At 55.8% G+C, this 21,583-nt stretch carries 18 protein-coding genes; 5 read left to right on the plus strand and 13 right to left on the minus strand.

The features are described 5' to 3' along the window. Positions 1–36: 36 nt before the first annotated feature. The 6 genes from ACQZ51_RS18825 to ACQZ51_RS18850 form a co-directional block, all read right to left on the minus strand. Positions 37–1,041 carry a TRAP transporter substrate-binding protein gene (locus ACQZ51_RS18825; RefSeq protein ID WP_042617103.1) on the minus strand — a complete coding sequence of 335 codons (1,005 nt, stop codon included), beginning with the start codon at positions 1,039–1,041 and terminating at the stop codon, positions 37–39. 47 nt (positions 1,042–1,088) lie between these two features. Then, entirely contained in the window at positions 1,089–2,366 is a 1,278-nt protein-coding gene (locus ACQZ51_RS18830) for a TRAP transporter large permease (protein WP_448779535.1), read from the minus strand. After that, a complete protein-coding gene (locus ACQZ51_RS18835; protein ID WP_243258295.1) occupies positions 2,366–2,899 on the minus strand; it encodes a TRAP transporter small permease in 534 nt (177 codons plus the stop codon). Before ACQZ51_RS18835 ends, ACQZ51_RS18830 begins: the two co-directional genes overlap by 1 nt. Positions 2,900–2,902: 3 nt before the next feature. Further along, positions 2,903–4,087, minus strand: coding sequence for a fumarylacetoacetate hydrolase family protein (locus ACQZ51_RS18840; protein WP_448779629.1), 1,185 nt, complete (start codon positions 4,085–4,087; stop codon positions 2,903–2,905). Between the two features lie 155 nt (positions 4,088–4,242). After that, positions 4,243–4,959, minus strand: a complete 717-nt coding sequence (locus tag ACQZ51_RS18845; protein ID WP_448779538.1) for a FadR/GntR family transcriptional regulator — start codon at positions 4,957–4,959, stop codon at positions 4,243–4,245. A gap of 34 nt (positions 4,960–4,993) precedes the next feature. Next, the gene (locus tag ACQZ51_RS18850) at positions 4,994–6,439 is read right to left on the minus strand and encodes an FAD-binding oxidoreductase (protein WP_448779540.1); all 1,446 of its coding nucleotides are present in this window, start codon (positions 6,437–6,439) and stop codon (positions 4,994–4,996) included. Between the two features lie 194 nt (positions 6,440–6,633). On the opposite strand from ACQZ51_RS18850, the gene denD reads away from it, so the two are divergent. Further along, complete coding sequence (gene denD, locus ACQZ51_RS18855) at positions 6,634–7,617, plus strand: D-erythronate dehydrogenase (RefSeq protein WP_448779542.1); 984 nt, start codon at positions 6,634–6,636, stop codon at positions 7,615–7,617. A gap of 173 nt (positions 7,618–7,790) precedes the next feature. Beyond that, positions 7,791–7,994, plus strand: coding sequence for a cold-shock protein (locus ACQZ51_RS18860; RefSeq protein WP_042617110.1), 204 nt, complete (start codon positions 7,791–7,793; stop codon positions 7,992–7,994). A 226-nt stretch (positions 7,995–8,220) separates the two neighbouring features. On the opposite strand, the gene ACQZ51_RS18865 is transcribed toward ACQZ51_RS18860, so the two are convergent. From ACQZ51_RS18865 to ACQZ51_RS18875, 3 genes are all read right to left on the minus strand, one after another. Beyond that, on the minus strand, positions 8,221–10,278 hold the full coding sequence (locus ACQZ51_RS18865) for a methyl-accepting chemotaxis protein (RefSeq protein ID WP_448779544.1): 2,058 nt from the start codon (positions 10,276–10,278) through the stop codon (positions 8,221–8,223). Positions 10,279–10,833: 555 nt separating this feature from the next. Continuing rightward, the gene (locus tag ACQZ51_RS18870; RefSeq protein ID WP_042617112.1) at positions 10,834–11,316 is read right to left on the minus strand and encodes a pyridoxamine 5'-phosphate oxidase family protein; all 483 of its coding nucleotides are present in this window, start codon (positions 11,314–11,316) and stop codon (positions 10,834–10,836) included. 102 nt (positions 11,317–11,418) lie between these two features. Continuing rightward, the gene (locus ACQZ51_RS18875) at positions 11,419–12,330 is read right to left on the minus strand and encodes a LysR family transcriptional regulator (RefSeq protein ID WP_448779546.1); all 912 of its coding nucleotides are present in this window, start codon (positions 12,328–12,330) and stop codon (positions 11,419–11,421) included. 143 nt (positions 12,331–12,473) lie between these two features. On the opposite strand from ACQZ51_RS18875, the gene ACQZ51_RS18880 reads away from it, so the two are divergent. The 3 genes from ACQZ51_RS18880 to ACQZ51_RS18890 all read left to right on the plus strand — a co-directional run bounded on the left by ACQZ51_RS18880 (position 12,474) and on the right by ACQZ51_RS18890 (position 17,837). After that, positions 12,474–13,271, plus strand: a complete 798-nt coding sequence (locus ACQZ51_RS18880; protein WP_448779547.1) for an alpha/beta hydrolase fold domain-containing protein — start codon at positions 12,474–12,476, stop codon at positions 13,269–13,271. Positions 13,272–13,323: 52 nt separating this feature from the next. Then, a complete protein-coding gene (locus ACQZ51_RS18885) occupies positions 13,324–14,514 on the plus strand; it encodes an efflux RND transporter periplasmic adaptor subunit (protein WP_448779549.1) in 1,191 nt (396 codons plus the stop codon). A 131-nt stretch (positions 14,515–14,645) separates the two neighbouring features. Next, entirely contained in the window at positions 14,646–17,837 is a 3,192-nt protein-coding gene (locus tag ACQZ51_RS18890) for an efflux RND transporter permease subunit (protein ID WP_448779551.1), read from the plus strand. A 71-nt stretch (positions 17,838–17,908) separates the two neighbouring features. On the opposite strand, the gene ACQZ51_RS18895 is transcribed toward ACQZ51_RS18890, so the two are convergent. From ACQZ51_RS18895 to ACQZ51_RS18910, 4 genes are read right to left on the minus strand one after another with little or no spacing between them, the layout of a single operon-like run. After that, positions 17,909–18,631: a copper homeostasis protein CutC gene (locus ACQZ51_RS18895; protein WP_448779553.1), complete on the minus strand. Its 723-nt coding sequence runs from the start codon at positions 18,629–18,631 to the stop codon at positions 17,909–17,911. 29 nt (positions 18,632–18,660) lie between these two features. Next, positions 18,661–19,665 (minus strand): ABC transporter ATP-binding protein, encoded by a 1,005-nt coding sequence (locus tag ACQZ51_RS18900; protein WP_448779554.1) that lies wholly within the window; start codon positions 19,663–19,665, stop codon positions 18,661–18,663. A gap of 15 nt (positions 19,666–19,680) precedes the next feature. Then, positions 19,681–20,739, minus strand: a complete 1,059-nt coding sequence (locus ACQZ51_RS18905) for a Gfo/Idh/MocA family protein (RefSeq protein WP_448779556.1) — start codon at positions 20,737–20,739, stop codon at positions 19,681–19,683. Then, positions 20,736–21,575, minus strand: coding sequence for a carbohydrate ABC transporter permease (locus tag ACQZ51_RS18910; protein WP_042617119.1), 840 nt, complete (start codon positions 21,573–21,575; stop codon positions 20,736–20,738). Before ACQZ51_RS18910 ends, ACQZ51_RS18905 begins: the two co-directional genes overlap by 4 nt. Between the last annotated feature and the right edge of the window lie 8 nt (positions 21,576–21,583).

Raw genomic sequence — 21,583 nt, forward strand, 5'->3', positions numbered from 1 at the left:
GACCCAGGCCCCTTCTCTCGCGCTCGATATCAATTGTTACTTCCGGATTTCCGCAAGTTCCGCAACGATGGAATCAACCACACCAGCACCGATTTGGTCCTTGTGCTTCTGGTAGACGACCATCGACTTTTCGCGAATGCGGGCCTGCTCTTCCGGTGACAGCGTATTCACCTTCAATCCGGCTTCCTTGATCTTTTCGAGGGATTTCTTGTTCAGCTCCTGAATGACCATCCGCTCCTTATCACGTCCGACCACGGCGCACTCGCGAAGAGCTGCCTGTTCTTCTGGCGTGTAGGTATCGAAAATCGCCTTCGAGAAGAGCAGCAGGAACGGCGTATAGGCGTGATTGGTCTCGGTGATGTACTTCTGAACTTCGAAGAACTTCGAAGTGTCGATCGTCACATAAGGATTTTCCTGCGCATCGATCGCGTTGGTTTCCAGAGCCGAGAAGACTTCGCCAAATGCCATCGGCGTTGGGTTCGCACCCAAATTCTTGAAGGTATCCAGGAAAATGTTGTTCTGCATGACGCGAACCTTCATCCCGGAAAAGTCTTCCCACTTGGTCACGGGTCTGACGGAGTTCGAGAGGTTGCGGAAACCGTTTTCCCAATAGGCAAGATTAACCAGTCCCGCTGCCGCCAGCTTCTCGTTCATCATGTCGCCGAACTTGCCGTCAAGCACGGTGTAGGCTTCCTGCGGTGTGGCAAACAGGAATGGCAAATCGAAAACACCAAGCTCAGGAATGATGCCAACGAGCGGCGATGAGGATGTAACAACTCCTTCCTGAACGCCGGAGCGCAGGGCTTGCGTGGCCTGCAAGTCACCACCAAGGGCACCGCCCCAGAATGCTGTAATCTTCAGCTTGCCGCCTGACTTTCCGTCGAGGCAGGCCTGCATGGCCTTGATGCCATCACCTACGGGGTGATCGGCATTGATGCCGTTGGAAATACGGATATTGCGAGCGTTGTATTCGGCAAAGGCCGGCAATGCCGACACCATGCTGAAGGCAATTGCTGTGGTGGCTAGAAGCAGTTTTCTCATTTTATCCTCCCAGGATTGATTGAAAACGACGTGTAGATTGCGAAGCGCTAGCGCAGCCAGCGGGCAGGCACGAGCACGATGTCAGGGAATATGACCAGCAGGAACAGAACAATCGTCTGGGCGAGCAAGAACGGCCAAACGCCGATCGTCACCTTGCCCAGCGGGATCTTGCCAACGCCGCTGACGACATTCAACACCACGCCAACCGGCGGCGTGATGAGACCAATACAATTGTTCATGATGAACATGACACCGAAATAGACGGGATCGATGCCGGCCTGTTTGATGATCGGCATCAGAACCGGTGTCAGGATGAGGATGGTTGGCGTCAGATCAAGAGCAGTGCCGACAACCAGCACAAGCGCCATGATAACGAACATCAACAACATCGGCCGGTCAATCAATGGCTCGATATAGCCAGCAATCTCCGCCGGTATATTGGCAGCCGTTATGAGCCATGCCGAAACCAGCGCTGCACAAACCAGAAACATGATGACCGAGGTGGTCTTGGCAGCCCGTAGAATGACACCAGCCAAATCTCGCGGTTTCAATTCGCGGTAGATGACCATGCCAACAAACATCGCATAGGCAGCGGCGATCACGGCTGCCTCAGTCGGAGTGACCACACCAGCTTTGATGCCACCGAGAATGATGACAGGCATACCCAGCGCCCAGGCCGCACGTCCCGTTGCCGTCAAACGCTCCGACATCGGCGCCTTTGGCAGAGGCTCAACCTTGTCTTTGCGCACGACGATCAACCATGCGACGACGAGCGCGAGCGCCATCAGCAAACCGGGGACAATACCGGCCATGAAAAGCTGCGTAATGGAAACGTTTGCAGAGACGCCGAAGACGATGAACGCCATCGACGGAGGAATGACGGGTGCGATGATGCCACCGGCAGCAATCAAGCCACCAGCGCGCGGCACGTTGTAGCCAGCCTTTGCCATCATTGGCAGCAGAATAGCGGCAAGAGCGGCGGTGTCGGCTGCAGCGGAACCCGAAATACTCGCCATGATGATCGCGGCCAGAATGGCAACGATACCGAGGCCACCACGAATATGCCCGACACAGGCAATGGCAAAATCGATGATGCGGCGCGACAAGCCGCCGGAATTCATCAATTCACCGGCCAGAATGAAAAAGGGAATCGCCAGCAGCGTGAAGGTGTCGGCACCCGCAATCATGTTCTGCGCGATGATTTGCGTATTGAACATGCCCATAAACCACATGAGCATGACGCCGCAGAACATCAATGCAAAGGCAACGGGCACGCCAATAACCATGGCGCCCAAAAGCGATGCGATGAAGACAAGAAGGGTCATCAGGTACGCTCCGCCAGCTGCTCAATCGTCAGATTTTCACCGGCGAAGACAGCAATCTCCTCGTCCGTCACGCGCCCTGTCAGCAATCGGAACAACCGCTCGCAGGCGATCAGTACCATTCCGGCGCCAGTGAAGAGACCGACGCCATAGACCCAGATCATCGACATGCCGGTTACGGGAGCAGACATGCTGGCATTGATCGGGAACTGCTTCCACGTTCCCCAGAAAAATATGCCGGAACAGGCAATGATGACGACGTTGGCAAGGGACATGCAGATGATGCGTCCCCGGCGGGACAAGAACATGACGAGCGTCTCGATGCCGAGATGGCCATGCTCTCTGAAGGCCACGACTGCACCTATGAAGGTAAGCCAGACGAAGAAATACCGAGACATTTCTTCTGATACGTTGAGGCCGGAGTTGAAGCCGTACCGCATGACGACATTGACAAACACCATGATCGCCATGCCGGACAGCAGCAGGATCAGCAGGAGTTCAAGGAAACGAAAGAAGAGATCAATGGCTCTTTGCATAGGTCACACCTTCTCCAGAAGGCCGCGCTCTGCCAGATTGCGAATGAGCGAGCGAACGCCAAAAGTCCATTCCGGGCACGCGTCGGTGCGTTCAACCCAGTTCACGAGCCGCCCAAGCCTGGCGGTGGAGATTTCCACCCGGTCTCCGACTTCGTGCGTAAACCCCTGCCCCGCGCCCCTACGATCCTTGACGGGCGCGAACATCGTACCGAGAAACAGGACCGCGCCATCGGGATATTGGTGGTTGCGGTTGCGCAACTGCGCCGCAAGGCTTTCTGGCGAGCGACTAATGGCTTCCATCGGGCTTTCGCCTGTCATCTCGAACCCATCATCACCCTGCACCTTCAGCCCAACCCGAACCCGACGCAGGTCTTCCATCGTGAAGCCCTCGTCAAACAGCCTGATGAAAGGGCCGATAGAGCAGGAAGCATTATTGTCTTTCGCCTTACCCAGCAGCAGAGCCGACCGCCCCTCGACATCCCGCAGGTTGACGTCATTGCCGAGGGTGGCGCCAAGAATGGTGCCATCCGACCGCAGCACTAGAACGACCTCGGGCTCGGGATTATTCCATTGCGAGATGGGATGAATGCCGACAAGATCCCCACAGCCAACAGATGACATAGGCTGGGACTTGGTAAAGATCTCAGCGTCAGGGCCAATCCCGACCTCAAGGTATTGCGACCAGAGGCCCATATCCTGCAACAAGGCCTTTACCGCTGCGGCCTGTTCGGAACCGGCAACAAGGCCACGAAGACTATCGCCGAGAACCGGCGCGAGCTTGGCGCGAATATCCTGAGCGCGGCGCGGATCGCCCTTCGCCTGCTCTTCGATGACCCGCTCCAGCATGCTATCGGCAAAGGTCACACCGGCGGCCTTTATGGCTTGAAGATCGATGGGCGCTAGGAGGTAACCTGCTTCTTTCGACAGGAAACTCTGGAGATCGCCAAGGTCCGGCAGATCACGCGCTTGGCGCAAGTGGGCAACGATATCAGCCTTCTCAAGCAGGCCCGTCATTGTCGCGGCAATATTGGTCAGATCAAGCACACGTTCGTTCGATATGAGAACCGGGCATGGGCCACCGCTGGCATTAGACCAAACGCGGCCGACAAGAAGAGCGCTGGTAGCATCATCCGGCAAAATGGACTCTGCGCGTAGTACACGATCGCTTTTCACAGGTGCTCCTCCCATTTCCAAGCAAGCCATGCCCTCCAGCACGTGCTTGCCTTCTTGTCAGGATGTCTGACAATACTCCTAAACGTTCTCTAGTATGACTTTTGCATCATGTCCAGCAGGTAAGAAGCAGCAAGGCGATGCAAATGATTGTTGCCCACATGGCAGCAGCTTCAGTAAACCTCGAGGGTGAGATCGAGGCGCTCGGCCGCACCAATCAGATGGCGGCGCATCGCGGCACGCGATTTGACGGGATCACGCGTTGCGACAGCATCCCTGATGGCCACGTGCTCGGCAATTGTGATTTCCACAATCTCCTCAAGAACGGCTGTGGCCCGGGCGGCGTTAATGGTCAGACTGATCCGCTCAGCGATGAAGCCGATAAAAAGCGGAAAATATTCATTGTGGGTGGCCGCAGCCAATGCCCTGTGAAAGGCAAGATCCGCAACAATTCCCTCTTCCGTCCATTTCGCGGCACCGGTCATAAGGACCAGCGCCTTGTCTAGTTGCGCCAGATCATCAGCGTCACGGTGGATCGCGGCGAGCCCTGCCGCCTCAATTTCCAGCGGAATACGAAGCTGGAAAAGGCTACGGAAGCTTTCGCGGTCATGAAGAGCCGCATGCTCGATCCGAATGGAGCCGCGTGTTTTCGCTTCAGTCACAAAAGCGCCGATGCCCTGCCGCGTTTCGACCAGCCCCTCATTGCGCAACTCTGCAATTGCCTCACGCACAACGGAACGGCTCACACCAAAGGTTTTGGCCAGGATGTGTTCCGTCGGCAGTTTTTCTCCAGGCATGATTCGACCGTCGGCAATTTCCTTGCCAATATGTCCCGCTATGCGCGCCGGGAGATGCTCATTACGCTTTATCTGGCCAAAATCCGCCACCATTCACTCTGCCCACCTTTCATGGTGCCGGATTATTCTATGATCTGTCCGGAAAATTCAATTGGCATCCGGGATTCATCAGCATGGATGGATCGATGGCCCGCTTCAACGCCGCCAGCAAGTTGCGATGCGCAGGCTCCAAGCGCTCCTCGAAGTCTGCACGCTTCAGACGACCAATGCCGTGTTCGGCGCTGATGCTGCCGCTGAAGCGGTCTACGACAACATTCACGACTGTCTTGGCCTGATAAATCATCGCAGCAGCCTCCTCTTTGGAGGAGCCTTGCGGCGGCAGGACGTTCAGATGAACATTGCCATCACCGACATGGCCGTAAGACACGTTCAAGCATGTTGGGAGCGCCTCACTCACGGCTTTTTCGGCTTCCTTCACGAACTCGGCGAGACGGGAAAGGGGAACAGAAATGTCTGTGCGCATGTGCTGACCACGTTTGGCCTGCCCCTCGTTCATTCCCTCTCGTATTTTCCAGAGGTTTCGGGTCTGAGCCTCCGACGCTGCGATGACGCCGTCAACGACCAGACCGTCTTCCATGACACCAGCCAGAAAGCGCTGCATCAAATCGGAGATATCAATCAACCCCGAGCCGGAAATTTCCATCAGCACATAGGCCGGATAATCAGCCGCCATTGGCATCGGCAGGTCAGGTATCGCTTCCTTGGCCAAAGTGAATGCCAGCGGTGGCATAAATTCGAATGCCGACATGAGATCACAGCATTCTCGCCGTGCACGGCGATAAAGGGTCATGACATCCTCAAGGGAATTCAACCCCAGCAAAGCCGTTGCAATCTGGTCGGGTAAAGGCGTCAGCTTGAGTGAAACGGCGGTAATAATGCCAAGAGTGCCCTCAGAGCCGATGAAAAGCTGCTTGAGATCAATGCCGCGATTGTCTTTGCGCAGGGTCGAAAGACAGTTAAAGATGGTGCCATCCGGCAGCACGACCTCCAGCCCCAGAACCAGTTCACGGGTCATGCCATAGCGAAGCACGTTGATACCGCCAGCATTCGTCGCAACATTGCCACCAATGCGACAAGAGCCTTGTGCGCCAAGCGCCAAAGGAAAGAACATGCCCTTTTCGGCAATTCGATCTTTTAACTCCGAAAGTACACAGCCTGCTTCTACCACGGCGGAAAAATCGTCGGCATCAATTCTGCGCACCGAGTTCATGCGCTCGAGGCTCAGAATAACCTGCGCGTCCGGCTGATCGGGAATCCCGCCGAGGACGAGACCCGTGTTGCCGCCCTGCGGAACAATGGAAATTCCCAATTCACGGCATAGCTTGACCGCCGCACAGATGTCTTGCGTCGAGCGCGGGCGCAGAACAGCGATCGCACCGCTTGTCACATCTCCATGCCAGTCCCGGCAGAACCGCAACATTTCCTCTGGATCAACGAGCACCACATCGTGGCCCAATGCCGCAGACAAAGAGGCTTGGCGATGCGCGACTGAATTCCCGACATCTGCGCTCATGGTCCTGCCTTTCGATTGCGGTTACGACGTCCCGCGTCGTTAATTGACGCATGGGGGCCATTTTCAATGGATATGGCCAAATCGCTGTTTTCAAAACAGCAATATATGGTTATCAGACAACCTTACAATAGAAATGTTCGGCTGCATTGTGAATGCCGTTGGGCGTAGAGCATATGTGTGGAGGAGGAAACGAAATGCATGTTCTGATCATAGGCGCGGCTGGCATGGTAGGCCGCAAGCTCGCGGCCAAATTGGCAAGCGAAGGAGATATGGGCGGAGATCAGGTCTCCAAAATGACATTGGTCGATGTCATCGCGCCAGAAGGTCCCGCTGGTTATGATGGCGTTGTCGACGCGTGGGAAACGGATTTGTCCACGGTGGGAGAGGCCGAAAAGCTCGTAGTAACGCGCCCCGATGTGATTTTTCATCTGGCGGCCATTGTGTCTGGCGAAGCAGAGCTTGATTTCGACAAGGGCTATCGCATCAATCTGGATGGCACGCGCTATCTCTTCGATGCAATTCGCCTTGCCCATGGCGTGGATGGCTACAGGCCTCGCGTCGTCTTTACCTCTTCCATCGCAGTGTTCGGCGCACCCCTGCCCTACCCGATTTCAGACGATTACCACACGACGCCGCTGACGAGTTATGGCACCCAGAAGGCAATCTGCGAACTCCTCCTGTCTGATTACAGCCGTCGCGGCTTTTTTGACGGCATCGCCATTCGCCTGCCAACAATCTGCATTCGCCCTGGCACGCCCAACAAAGCCGCATCCGGCTTCTTTTCCAACATATTGCGAGAGCCTCTGATCGGGCGCGAAGCCATACTCCCTGTTTCGGACGATGTGCGCCATTGGCACACATCGCCACGTTCCGCGGTCGGTTTTCTCTTGCATGGCGCAACGATTGACCTCGATAAGGTCGGCCCGCGACGCGCGCTTTCCATGCCGGGGCTGAGCGCCACTGTGGGTGAACAGATTGAAGCGCTGCGACGGGTTGCAGGAGAAAGTGCTGTTGGCCTGATCCGCCGCGAACCGGATGACATGATCATGAAAATGGTCGCCGGTTGGGCACCAGGATTTGAGGCAACACGCGCCAAGGGGCTGGGTTTTACAGCAGAGAAATCCTTCGACGAAATCATCCGTGCGCATATCGATGATGAACTTGGCGGGACATTGTGACGCCTCGACCCAGGCAGCACCGGCGATGCGACGCAAAAAATCATAGAACATTCCACATCGATATGAATTCGCGGTAGCTTTTGCATCTCCGCTATGGCAGTTGATTGATGAGCAATTGCATTATAAAAGTCCGCAGCGAAGGCAATCGCTTCAGGAACTCGAAAGGAACTGTCATGCCAACTGGCACTGTAAAATTTTTTAACGACGACAAGGGCTTTGGTTTTATCACGCCGGAAGATGGCGGCACGGACGTATTCGTTCACGTGTCTTCCTTGCAGCGCGGTGGATCGCTGAGAGAAGGCGACAAGGTCAGCTTTGAAGTCGGCCAGGACCGCAAGACGGGCAAGTCGAAGGCTGAGAACGTTAGCGTACTTTAATCGTAACGTTTGCTGCCAGCCTGAACGTGTTTCAGAACAGGTTGTTCCTTTGGATTGAGTAGCTGCCGGAATTGAAAAGCGGCGGTCTGCACCAAGCAGACCGCCGCTTTTTTATGGATTGCACACCGTCATGACAGTCTGGCGGTTCGCCGTGCTGGCATGGCGCCCCCCATTTGTCCTTGCGAACAAACGGAGGAAGAAAGCCAAAGCTTTAGCCGCCTGGCAATTATGCACTTCGCCTGTATTGAACAGCCTGACGCTCCATTCGGCCAGCCGATGAGCTCATCTTGGATGTTGTTCCGAGCTTGAACTGGGAGAGTAGCTCGCTCAGCGAACCACTTTCCTGCGCCAACGCGGCACCAGCAGCATTCATCTCTTCCACCATCGCAGCGTTTTGTTGCGTGGCCTGGTCCATGTGGTTGACGGCTGTATTCACTTCGGCAAGACCCAGCGACTGCTCTTGAGCGGCCGTTGCAATAGCATCCATGTGGGCCGTCACGGTCTGGACGAGGTCCTTGATGGCCATGAGCCCCTCACCCGTCTCGCTAACAAGCTTCACGCCTTCCGAAACCGCGACAGCTGAATTTGACACTAGCGTCTTGATTTCCTTGGCCGCTTTCGCAGACCGCTGCGCCAATTCACGAACTTCCTGAGCAACAACAGCAAAACCCTTGCCTGCCTCACCTGCTCGGGCAGCTTCAACGCCCGCATTCAGAGCCAACAGGTTTGTCTGGAAGGCAATCTCATCAATGACACCGATGATCTGACCAATCTGCTGCGACGACGTTTCAATACGTTCCATGGCCGCAACGGCGTTACGCACAACCAAGCCTGATTCATCTGCACGAGAGCGAGCGTTGCGGACAACATCGCGAGCTTCTGATGTGCGGCTTGTTGTGGCGACCACGTTAGAGGTGATCTCTTCCAGAGCCGCCGCGGTCTGTTCCAGCGAAGCAGCCTGCTGTTCTGTGCGCTTCGCCAAATCGTCGGATGCGTCCGAAATCTCTTTCGAGCCGCCGGCTACCGTCGCGGCAGAATTATTGACGCTGAGCAGAGCGTCACGAAGCTGGCGAACGGACGCGTTGAAGTCTTCGCGCAGTGTTTCGAACTGAGGCGCAAGCGCTTCACGGACCTCACAATGCATATCACCGTCAGCAAGACGACGAAGGCTGGTAGCAAGCGATGCGGTTGCCTGGTTGAGGCGTGCTTCGGCATCGGCTTCTGCCTGCCGCTGAAGGTTCAAACGTTCCCCTTCAGACCGCCGACGACTATCTTCAGCTTCGGCTTCAAGCGACTGATTGCGAATTGCGGCATCCCTGAAAATTTCAACAGAGCGTGCAATATCCCCAATTTCGTCTTTGCGGTCAGCAAATGGAATGTGATCCTGTGTGTTGCCAGCGGCAAGATCAGACATGCGAGAACTAACGCGGCGGATCGCGCTTGAGAGCCCCCGTGCGGTCGCTACCGACAGACTGATCGCAACGATGATGAATGCTGCGAGGATAGACAGGGACACAAGAAGAGATTGATAGGCCTTGTCGAGCTTCGACGTGACAGTTGTCCTAACGTTTTTGGAGGTCGCGAGCAGTAGGTCCTTGACAAGATCGCGACGCTCAACCATCGCCTTTGTCCAGTTTTCCAGGTCAACTGGCACTGGAGTGAAGGTAGTGTTCTTCGACATCCCGTCTATGGCTTTTTGGATCATAAGTCCTGAAGGGGACTGCATGAAGGCATCGAGACGAGCCGCAACATCAGGGGCGACAAATTCCTGGACGCCTTGATTAAAGATGCGAATTTGAGTGGTAGCTGCGTGGACCCGCGCGTACTCATCAAGCGAAAGTGTTCCATTTTTCGCATACTGTATACCGAGACGGTTCAACACAAGGTAACCTTCGTTGTATTGCGAAAACGCATTGTAGCCGGTCACACCATGCAAAAGGTCGCGGTCTTCCATAAGGTTACCGGCACGGCTTGCCAGACGAATCGATGCTGAAGACAGCGGCTGCATATATGCCAGACTGGCCAATGGTTCGGCAGTTCCTGTGTCTACTTTCGTTCGAAATTCGGCAAGCTTGGCATATCGTTCATCAACGTTACGCTTGATCTGAAGAAGCAGAGGATCCGCATATCCTTCTGCGACCACTTTATCGTAGCTCTGGACAACTGCGTTGTAGGCGTCATCCGTATTCTTACGCGCCTGGGAGCGCTGCTCAGCAGACGATGCACTTTCTACGGGTAGATTAATCATCAGCCGACCGCCATTGGCAGCGAGACTTTCAAGCACCGAAGCATCCAAGAGCTTCTGGTACGCCCGGTATGTATCCAATGTGACGATAGCCCCCAGCACCACAACGGCTGCTAGCGGCAAACTCGCCAAAAACGTGAAGTAATCTGAAAGAAAAATAAGAAAATATCCGCGCAATTAAAATCCCCCCCGAATAAACGCACGACCGTGCCGGTCCCATCCAGCATAGAAGTAGTTATGAAATAGCATTATATTCTTACTCATTGATTTAAATGCTAAGTCTGGGGAGGAATGCATCCAAACTTACTTAAAAAATGACAGACTGGGTTATCTCCGTCAGGCCCATCAAAATTGCAGGGGAAAGGCTTTGGGGCCGGAGATTGATTGCGAGGAACGTCAGTCGCTAACCTGTCCATGCTGATTTTATAATAAATAACTACCTAAGGTAGCGTTGTTATGAACCATCCGACAGCTTTCTGGGGGCAGTCCGTCTCATGTAGGAGTGTGCAAACCCGACCGGAAGCGAGAGGTTGGCGCGAGCCAGCGCCAACCAGAATGCTAAAGTTATTGAAAATCGGAGGTTTAGTGAAATTCCTACATCTCGACCTTTGCGTTTTCACCCATGTCGGGACGGGTGTTGCTAACGGCAGCTGCCGCCATCTTGATGTAGCTGATGACAGTGCCTGGGCTGTCCCAATATTCTGCGAAGGATGGTGTCACTTTCAAAATCCGAATGGATGGATCTTCCGCACTATCCCACCAGGCCTTTGCGGGCGTGGCCCACAATTCCTTGATTTTCTCACGGTCATTCTGCACCTCTGCGACGCCGGAGATCGAAACATATTTCTGGCCTTTGGAATCCGCAAATGCGAGGCAGACATTGGGAGCGCGGGAAATTTCTTCATCCTTGTGGCTTGCGACATCTGTGAGAAAATAGAAGGCGTTCTCAAGCTGTTCGGAATAGGCCGACATGGGGCGGGCACGCAAATCGGTGCCGGTCTGGGTGGTCAGCATGCAAAACCCGATTTTGTCAGCGAGTTCCCAGACTTTGCCGATATCTGTGTCTGAACTGGTCATATCTGTCTCCTGTTAGTGTGTGCAGCAAACGATATGGGCGAGGCAACGTTCCACGCATGCCTGACTTATACCTGATGGATCATCGGCATAGGCCGCTTGAACCTAAAATGCTCCCAACGTGCTTCTGTTGAGCAACTTTGCGACCCAGTCTACGAAGACGCGAACTTTATTGGTCACGTGCCGCGTCTGCGGGTAGACAATGTAGATCGGCATGGGCTCATGGTTCCAATCGGGCAAAATACGCACAAGGCTTCCCTTTGTCAGTTCTTCGCGAATAGTGAAGGGCGCAAGTTGCCCAACACCCAAGCCCGCCAAAACAGCATTCTGATAGGTCCGGCTGTCATTCGCTGCGATGATGTAACGAGGATTGACCTCGACTGAGCGTGTACCGTTGTCGAAGGCAAAATTCATGACGTGCCCGGAGGTAGCATTCAGGTAGCCAACACTGAAGTGATCACCTTCCAGATCTTCCGGTTGCAACGGCACACCGAATTTTTCGATGTAGCGTGGGGCTGCACACGTCACCAAATCCAGTTCAGACACTTTGCGGGCAATGAGCGACTGGTCGCGGGGCGTTCCCACGCGCAACGCACAATCCACGTTTTCGGCAATGTAATCCACCAGTCTGTCACCGACGCCGAGATCGAGCCGGATGAGAGGATATCGTTCATGGAAGTCACATAGGTTCGGTATGATTATGTTGTCAGCGAATGCACCTGCCATCTCCACGCGCAACCGGCCCGAGGGCTGAACATTGGCGCTCGAAAGGCTCGCGTCCAGTTCGTCTACTTCAGATATGATCTGGATTGCCCGTTCGTAGTAGAGGGCGCCATCGGTCGTGACCATAACCCTGCGCGTGGTGCGGTTCAGAAGGGTGGTTTGCAGATGCGCCTCCAGACCCTGCACCATGTTCGTGACAGTCGTCTTCGGCATGTTCAAAGCGGCAGCGGCGCGAGTAAAATTGCCTGTTTCTACCACGCGCGCAAAGACACGCATTGCCGAAAGCTGATCCATAGCGCCTCTCAATCTCTATTATCCGTATTTTTGGAATAGTGTTTCCATTTTTTCGTACTTGCGCATTTTCTTCCGAACAATAATATCGGTTTTGGAAGTGACGGCAAGAGCGGTTCTTTCGAACAACCTGCCGAGGGCAAGAGATGAACACGCAGTGGCATACTATGGAAGGCAGCGGCTCAAAGCAGCCACCTCTTTCCGTGCGTATCTACAGGGGCGAAAGCGAGAGCCGCTCTCCGCCGCTGGTGCTTTATCTCGGCGGCGGCTCGTTTCAGGAACAGGGCTGCCAGCAACTTGAACTGCCGGTCGCGAGAGCATTGGCAGACCAAGGTGCCGTTGTCATCGAGGCCGACTATACCACGCTGTCGGGCAATGAATTTCCGGCGGTGATCGATTGTGCTTTTGAGGCTCTGGATTGCCTGAGCAGCGCCCGAAAGCAATATGGCGGTGCAAAGTCGCTGCTGTTTGTGGCCGGTGAAGAGGCCGGAGGCAACGTTGCTGCCGGTTTGGCGCTGAAGGCGCGGGATCGGATGCCGGGAAAGGTCGCAGGGCAGATTTTGCTGTCACCGATGATCGACCCGTTTATGGCATCCATCTCTTTTCGCGACGCCGACAAGATTGGCATGCGCCAGAGGTGGGCCGAGGGATGGAGCCGTTATCTGGCAAAGGCGTGTGGCTCTGTGCACCCTTATGCCGCACCGTGCCAGTGCACGCGGCTCGACCGTGTCGCACCGGCGCTGATTTTTACCGCGCAGGATGATCCTCTGCACGATGAGACCGTCAACTACGCCAGTCGCCTGATAGCGGCAGGGGTGCCGGTTCGGCAACATGTTTTCCCTTCTGGCGATGGCTGGACGGGACTTTATCGCGGGCAAGGTGGCAAGTGGCTGCCTGCTGTTTGCACCGAATTTTCGGATTTTATTCAAGACCTTAAGAAATAATAGTCAGACCCACAATCACTGATCGGCTTCTGAAGAAGCCAAGGAGTATCCCATGACGCTCAAGAACAAGCGCCGTGCCCTTGCGGGTGCTGGCTTAGGCCTTGCCGTGTCCGTTGCAGCGGCGGCATTTTTTTTCGACCTTCCCATGAAAACCGACGCCAGAGCTGCATCTGCACTAGCTGAAACGCCTGCAATTCCTGTCACTGTGTCGGTGGTCGAAAGCCGCGATGTAACGAACTGGCAGCAATTTTCCGGACGGCTGGAGGCTGTTGAGCGTGTCCAGATCCGCTCTCGTGTCGCAGGGCAGATCCAGGCGGTTCATTTTCGTGAAGGGGCATTGGTAAAGGCAGGTGATCTCCTGTTCACAATCGATCCCGCGCCTTACCAGGCAACAGTTGCCGGTGCGGAAGCTCAGGTTGCCTCCGCCGAAGCCAAGGTCAGCCTCGCAAGAACCGAACTTGAGCGTGGTCGTCGGATGTCTGAGAACCGCACAATCTCGCAAAGTGATCTCGACCAACGGCTGAGCAATGTTGCTGACGCAGAGGCACAAGCAAGAGCCGCAAAGGCGGCACTGACAACAGCGCAACTGGACCTTGATTATACGCAGCTGCGCGCTCCTGTGTCGGGTCGTGTCGGCAAGCTCGAAATTACCGTTGGCAACCTTGTGGCCGCTGGCTCCACGTCGCCGGCACTCACCACGCTTGTCTCCGTTGATCCAATCTATGCTGGCTTCAACGCCAGCGAAGAAATGGTCTCAAAAGCCTTGTCGCAATTGCCTGTATCGGATGGCGCACTTCAGGCTCTGGAGCAAATTCCTGTCGAAGTCGGCACGCTGGCGGATGAGGGCACACCGATCAAGGGCACCCTCCATCTGATCGACAATCAGGTGGATAGCGCAAGCGGCACAATTGGTGTTCGCGCCGTCTTCGCCAATGCGGATGGGCGTCTTATCCCAGGCCAGTTCGTACGGGTTCGCATGGGTGAGCCTAAGTCCGAAAACCGCATCGTGATCAGCGATCGCGCCATCGGCACGGATCAGGACAAGAAATATGTCTTCGTCGTGGATGGCGAGAACAAGGTGAACTACAGGCAGATCAAGCCCGGCCCATCTGCGGATGGCATGCGGGTCGTTGAAAGCGGTCTCGCCGCCGGAGACAAGATCGTCGTCAACGGTTTGCAGCGCATCCGCCCCGGCGCTGTCGTAGCGCCTCAGACCGAAGACAAGGTTGCGGCCTCGCAATAAAAAATCCGGCGGGCCTGCTCCCAAGGGGTCTGCCGTCCCATTGATCAGAACAGGACACGAAGATCTGCCGGTGGCCATCGCCACCGGACGGGTCCTCTGCGTCCAGATTTTCACCCGGAGAGGGCTAAATCATGAACATCTCCAGATTCTTCGTAGACCGGCCGGTTTTCGCTGGCGTGCTATCGGTCCTTATCGTCGTGGCCGGCCTCATTGGCATGCGCGCGCTACCGATTTCAGAGTATCCAGAAGTCGTCCCACCTTCCATCGTCGTTCGCGCCACCTATCCCGGCGCAAACCCGAAAGTCATTGCTGAAACGGTTGCAACACCGCTGGAAGAGCAGATCAATGGCGTCGAGGACATGCTTTACATGTCCAGTCAGGCGACGTCTGACGGCGTCATGACACTGACGGTGACGTTCAAGCTCGGAACGGACCCAGACAAGGCGCAGCAGCTGGTGCAGAACCGTGTCTCGCAGGCAGAACCGCGCTTGCCCGCCGAAGTCAGAAGCCTTGGCGTTTCCACCGTCAAAAGCTCGCCAGACTTGATGATGGTCGTGCATCTGGTCTCGCCCGGAAATCAGTACGACCTCACCTATCTGCGCAACTATGCTGTCCTCAACATCAAGGACCGTCTGGCGCGCATTGAAGGCGTGGGACAGGTGCAGATTTTCGGCGCTGGCGATTATTCCATGCGCGTCTGGATCGATCCGCAAAAGGCAGCTGAACACAATCTGGCTGCCAGCGATATCAGCAATGCCATTCGCGAACAGAACGTGCAGGCTGCGGCAGGCACCATCGGCGCTTCGCCAAGTCTCACGGGCGTCGATCTTCAGCTTAACGTCAACGCGCAGGGCCGTCTTTCCACACCGGAAGAGTTCGGCAACATCATCGTGAAAAGCGGCACGAATGGCGAAATCACCCGCCTTCGTGACGTTGCTCGCGTTGAACTCGGCGCTGCCGATTATGCATTGCGTTCACTGCTGGATGGCGAATCGGCGGTGGCCATTCCTGTCTTTCAGGCTCCGGGCTCCAACGCCATCACCATTTCCGATCAGGTTTCCGCAACCATGCAGGATTTGCAGGCCGCGATGCCCAACGGCGTGAAATACGAAATCGTCTATGACACGACCCAGTTTGTGCGGGCCTCCATCGACAAGGTCATCGATACCCTCTTGGAAGCCATCGCACTTGTCGTGATCGTCGTTATCCTGTTCCTCCAGACATGGCGCGCTTCGATCATCCCGCTGATTGCCGTTCCCGTATCCATTATCGGTACATTTGCGGTCATGTATGTCTTCGGCTTCTCGATCAATGCGCTCAGCCTCTTCGGGCTTGTGCTGGCCATCGGTATCGTCGTGGATGATGCCATCGTGGTAGTGGAAAACGTCGAACGCAATATCGAGAACGGTTTGTCGCCTCGTGATGCGACCTATCGCGCCATGAAAGAAGTCTCCGGCCCAATCATCGCGATTGCGCTGGTCCTCGTCGCGGTCTTCGTACCGCTTGCCTTCATCTCAGGCCTGTCGGGCCAGTTCTATCGTCAGTTCGCGCTGACGATTGCGATTTCCACGGTCATCTCAGCCATCAACTCATTGACCCTGTCTCCGGCATTGGCTGCCTTGCTTCTTAAGGATCACGACGCGCCAAAGGATTGGCTGACGCGTGGGATGGACAAGGTCTTTGGCGGCTTCTTCCGGGGCTTTAACCGCGCCTTTGGCGCCGCATCGAATGGATACGGCAAGAGCGTCGGCGGGTTGTTGAACCGCAAGAGCATCGTGATGATCGTCTATGTCGTGCTGGCGGGCGCCACCTATGGCATGTTTAACGCGGTGCCCGGCGGTTTCGTGCCCGCACAGGACAAGCAGTATCTGATCGGCTTTGCGCAATTGCCCGATGCCGCAAGCCTTGACCGCACCGAAGACGTCATCAAACGCATGAGCGAGATCGCCATGCAGCAGCCCGGCGTCGAACACGCGATTGCGTTTCCGGGCCTATCCATCAACGGCTTTACCAACAGCTCCAATGCGGGTGTCGTCTTTGTGGCCTTGAGCCCGTTCGAGGAGCGTACGACACCGGAACTGTCTGGCGGTGCCATTGCCATGGCGCTCAACCAGAAATTCGGCGCTGTTCAGGATGCCTTCATCGCCATGTTCCCGCCACCGCCGGTCAACGGTCTCGGTACCACGGGCGGCTTCAAGCTTCAGATAGAGGACCGCGCGGGCTTCGGATATCAACAGCTTGACGAAGTGACCAAGGCCTTCCTTGCGAAAGCCTATCAGACACCGGAACTGGCAGGTCTGTTCTCCAGCTTCCAGATCAACGTGCCTCAGCTTTACGCCGATTTGGATCGCGCAAAGGCTGAGCAGCTCGGCGTATCCGTGACTGATGTTTTTGAGACGTTGCAGATCTATCTCGGCTCTCTTTACGTCAATGACTTCAACGCCTTCGGCCGGACCTACAGTGTGCGGGTGCAGGCAGATGCGAAGTTCCGGGCGCAGGCAGACGATATTGGTCAGTTGAAGGTGCGCTCATCCAACGGTCAGATGATACCACTTTCGGCCCTCCTGAAAGTTGACGCCACGACGGGACCGGAACGCACCACACGCTACAACGGGTTTCTCGCTGCCGATATTAATGGCGGTCCGGCTCCGGGCTTCTCATCGGGCGAGGCGCAGGCTGCCATAGAGCGCATCGCCAACGAAACGCTGCCAGCGGGCATCGCCTATGAGTGGACGGATTTGACTTATCAGCAGATCCTTGCCGGAAATTCGGGTTTCCTTGTCTTCCCGCTGGCGCTTTTGCTGGTCTATCTGGTGCTGGCCGCGCAATATGAAAGCCTCACACTGCCGCTTGCGATCATCATGATCGTGCCAATGGGTGTGCTGGCGGCCATGACGGGCGTCTGGTTGACAGGCGGTGACAACAACATCTTCACCCAGATCGGCCTCATCGTCCTTGTGGGTCTGTCCGCAAAGAACGCGATCCTGATCGTGGAGTTTGCCCGGGAACTGGAGTTTGAAGGCCGAACGCCTGTGGCAGCGGCCATCGAAGCAAGTCGCCTTCGCCTGCGCCCGATCCTGATGACATCCCTTGCCTTCATCATGGGTGTCGTTCCCTTGGTCATCTCCACAGGTGCAGGGGCTGAAATGCGCTCGGCCATGGGCATCGCGGTGTTCTCGGGCATGATCGGGGTCACGATCTTCGGCATTTTCATGACGCCGGTCTTCTATGTGCTGGTGCGCAAAATGTCGGGCAACCGTCCGCTCATCCAGCACAAGCCAGAGCCTGCAAACACTGACTACAAGATGGAAGAGGCCGTATAGGTCACATCCGAAGTCCAAACGAAAAAGCCGCGGGTTTGCCTGCGGCTTTTTGTTTTCAGGGGATCACTGGTTCAATTCGCCAATCGGGCTTTCATCGCCCGGATTATCTCGACGTCTGTGCGCTTGATATGATGGCCGGAAAAGCCGAACGCCATGATATCGGGCTTTTCAACAGCCACGCTGGAAGAGCACGAAGAGTGCACCTCCTTTATCGTTACGTGAGCCAGCAGAGCATCGATGGTTTGAAGATTGACGCCAGCGCCGGGCATGATGGAGATGCGATCACCGGCAATATCCAGAGTGGCTTTCAAATCGGCCAAGCCTTCGATGACTGACGGCGCGCGGCCTGATGTCAAGATGCGCTCGAATCCACAGGCAACGGCAATGTCCACCGCTTGCGCCAAATCAGGAACGAGATCGAAGGCCCGGTGAAGCGTGCGCGGCATGGAGTCGACCACATCCGACAGCCTTTTCAAAACCTCTTCGTCCAGACGTCCATCGGCATGGTTTGCGCCGAAGACGATGCCGGAGATACCGCATGTCGCGGCAAATCGGATATCGTCCTCCATCACAGCCAGTTCATCCTCGCAGTAGACGAAGTCTCCGGCGCGCGGTCGGATCATCGCATAGGTCGGAATGGGGCAACGACCCGCCAGGTTCATCAGCCCGACCGATGGCGTAAGCCCGCCCACAGCAAGTGCGCTGCACAGCTCAATGCGGTCCGCACCACCCTTGATGGCAGCGTGGAGCCCCTCAACGTCATCGACGCAGACCTCAAGCAAAATCTCAGCCATGGACCAGAGGCCTCACTATGGAATGGTGATCAGGACGCGACGATATTGCCGTCTTCGCCAAAGCGATGGGTGGCACCGCCACTGGGCGAGGCATGGACGATATCATCTGGAGCATAGGCGTGTTCGCCAAACAGGCGCACCGTGAGGAGACCAATGGCTTCGCTTTCCAGATAGACAATCGTATCTGCACCCAGATGCTCGACATGCACGACCTTACCGGACCATGTTCCACTCTCGCGTGACAAGACCAGATGTTCCGGACGGATACCAAGCGTCTTGTACCCGGTTTCACCGAGGCGATCAGCGTCGATGAAATTCATCTGCGGAGAGCCGATGAAACCCGCGACGAACAGATTGGCAGGACGGTTGTAAAGCTCCATCGGTGAGCCGACCTGCTCGATCCGACCGGCGTTGAGAACGACGATCTTGTCTGCCAGTGTCATGGCTTCGACCTGATCGTGGGTCACGTAGATCATCGTCGCCTTCAGGCGTCGGTGCAGGCGGGCAATTTCAAGCCGCGTTTGAACACGCAAAGCAGCGTCTAGATTGGACAGGGGCTCATCGAACAGAAAGAGCGTGGGTTCCCGCACAATCGCACGCCCAATGGCAACACGCTGGCGCTGCCCGCCAGAAAGCTCCGCCGGACGCCGCTCGAGATAGGGCCCGAGCGACAGCAAATTCGTAGCATTCGCAACCCGCGTTTCGATTTCATCCTTCGGCGTTCCCGCCTGTTTCAAGCCCAGGCCCATATTGTCTTTCACCGTCAGGTGCGGATACAGCGCGTAAGACTGGAAGACCATGGCAATGCCACGTTTGGCTGGTGGCACGGCAGATACTTCGCGACCGTCGATGACGATCTGGCCAGAACTGATATCTTCAAGCCCGGCAATGGTGCGCAACAGCGTGGATTTGCCGCATCCCGATGGACCAACGAAGATGACGAATTCGCCGTCCTTGACCTCCAGATCAATGCCTTTCAGTACCTCAACGGTACCGAAGGATTTGGTGACGGATTTGAGTGTCAGATTACCCACGGATGCTCTCCAGTCTCATAGGTCGACCATGCGGCCGGTTCGCACGCTCTCATCCGCAGCAAGGCAGATGCGCAGCGATTGAACGGCGTCGGTCATGTGTCGGTTCAGATCGATGTCTTCGCGGATGGCCTTCAGCACATAAGCTTGCTCGCGGTCGCAAAGCTCTTGATGCCCCGGCTCCCCTTCCATCTGCAGAAACTGGTCTGGCTCAACGAAAGTGCCATCCGCGCCCGTCGCTGCCTTGTGAAGGCGGATTGTCGAGGTTTTCGTGTGGGTGTCGATGTCGTCAGACTTTGCGTTCGGGTCCATCACGATGGACACGCAGCCCTTGGGTGACATCACGTCCTTTACAAAGAAAGCTGTCTCCGAAATCATCGGTCCCCAGCCCGCCTCATACCAGCCAATCGATCCGTCATCGAACGTGACCTGCAAGTGGCCGTAATTATACATCTCTGGCGCAATCTCGTCGGACAGGCGCAGGCCCATGCCGCGCACCGAGACCGGTTTGGCGTCCGTGATCTGGCACATCACATCAACATAATGCACGCCGCAATCAACGATGGGCGGTGTCGTCTGCATCAACGCCTTGTGAGTGGCCCAGGTCTTACCAGAAGACTGCTGGTTGAGGTTCATGCGGAACACATAGGGACCACCAAGATCGCGCGCGAGCGAGATGAGTTTCATCCAAGATGGGTGATGGCGCAGAATGTAACCAACAACCAGCTTGCGGCCATTGGCGCGGGCGCAAGCGACAACGCGCTCTGCATCTGCTACCGTGGTTGCCAGCGGCTTTTCCACAAACACATGGCAGCCCGCTTCCATTGCCTTGATCGCAAAGGCGGCATGGCTGTCCGAATAAGTATTGATCGAGCACAGATCCGGCTTCAGCTCCGCCAGCGCATCATCAAAGGATGACAGTATCTCATGGCCTGACAGTGGTTCTGGCAAAGTAACCGCGGAGCGGTTGACGAGCCCGACAATCTCGAAGCCCGGATTGGCAGCATAGGCCAGTGCGTGGCTCATGCCCATATTTCCAAGACCGGCGACCAGAACCTTCAGAGGTTGCACGTTCATTTGACCGCTCCTGCTGTAATGCCGCGGATCAATTGCCGCGAGAAAATCGTGTAAAGAACAAGAACCGGGGCGATTGCGAGCGAAAGCGCGGCGAGAACAGCATTCCAGTTGGTCACGAACTGCCCGATGAAGATTTGCGTACCGAGCGTTATGGTTTTCGTGGCCTCACTTGGGGCGAGGATGAGCGGAAACCACAGATCGTTCCAGATCGGGATCATGGTGAAAACGGCAACGGTTGCCATTGACGGACGAATGAGCGGCAGCACGAGGCGGAAGAAAATCTTGTATTCCGACAGCCCATCGATGCGCCCAGCATTCTTGAGATCATCGGAAACCGTGCGCATGAATTCTGACAGAATGAAAATGGCAAGCGGCAAGCCCTGCGCGGTATAGACCAGAACAAGGGCGGTTCGGGTATTGACCAGTCCTGTTGCTACCATGCCCTGCAAAATGCCGATGGTGCCCAAACGGATGGGGATCATGATACCCAGCGCCATGTAGAGGCCCAGCAACGTATTGCCCCTGAAACGATATTCCGACAGCGCAAATGCGGCCATGGCACCGAACAAAAGCACAAGTGCAATCGAGAGGACGGTCACGATCAACGAATTCTGCATATAGTGCACGAAATCGCCCTGCCCGAGTACCGTCGTGTAACCCACCAGATCGAAGGTCGAAGGGAGCGGCGGATGCATCGGATTACGGAAAATCGCATTTCGCGATTTGAACGAGTTGATGATGGTCAGAACCACCGGAAACAGCGCAATGGCTGTATAGGTAATGAGAACTGCGTGGGCACCGAGCGTGCGAGCCAGGGATGAGCGTGCTTTCGACATGGCTGTTT

This window comes from Agrobacterium sp. CG674, assembly GCF_053521645.1.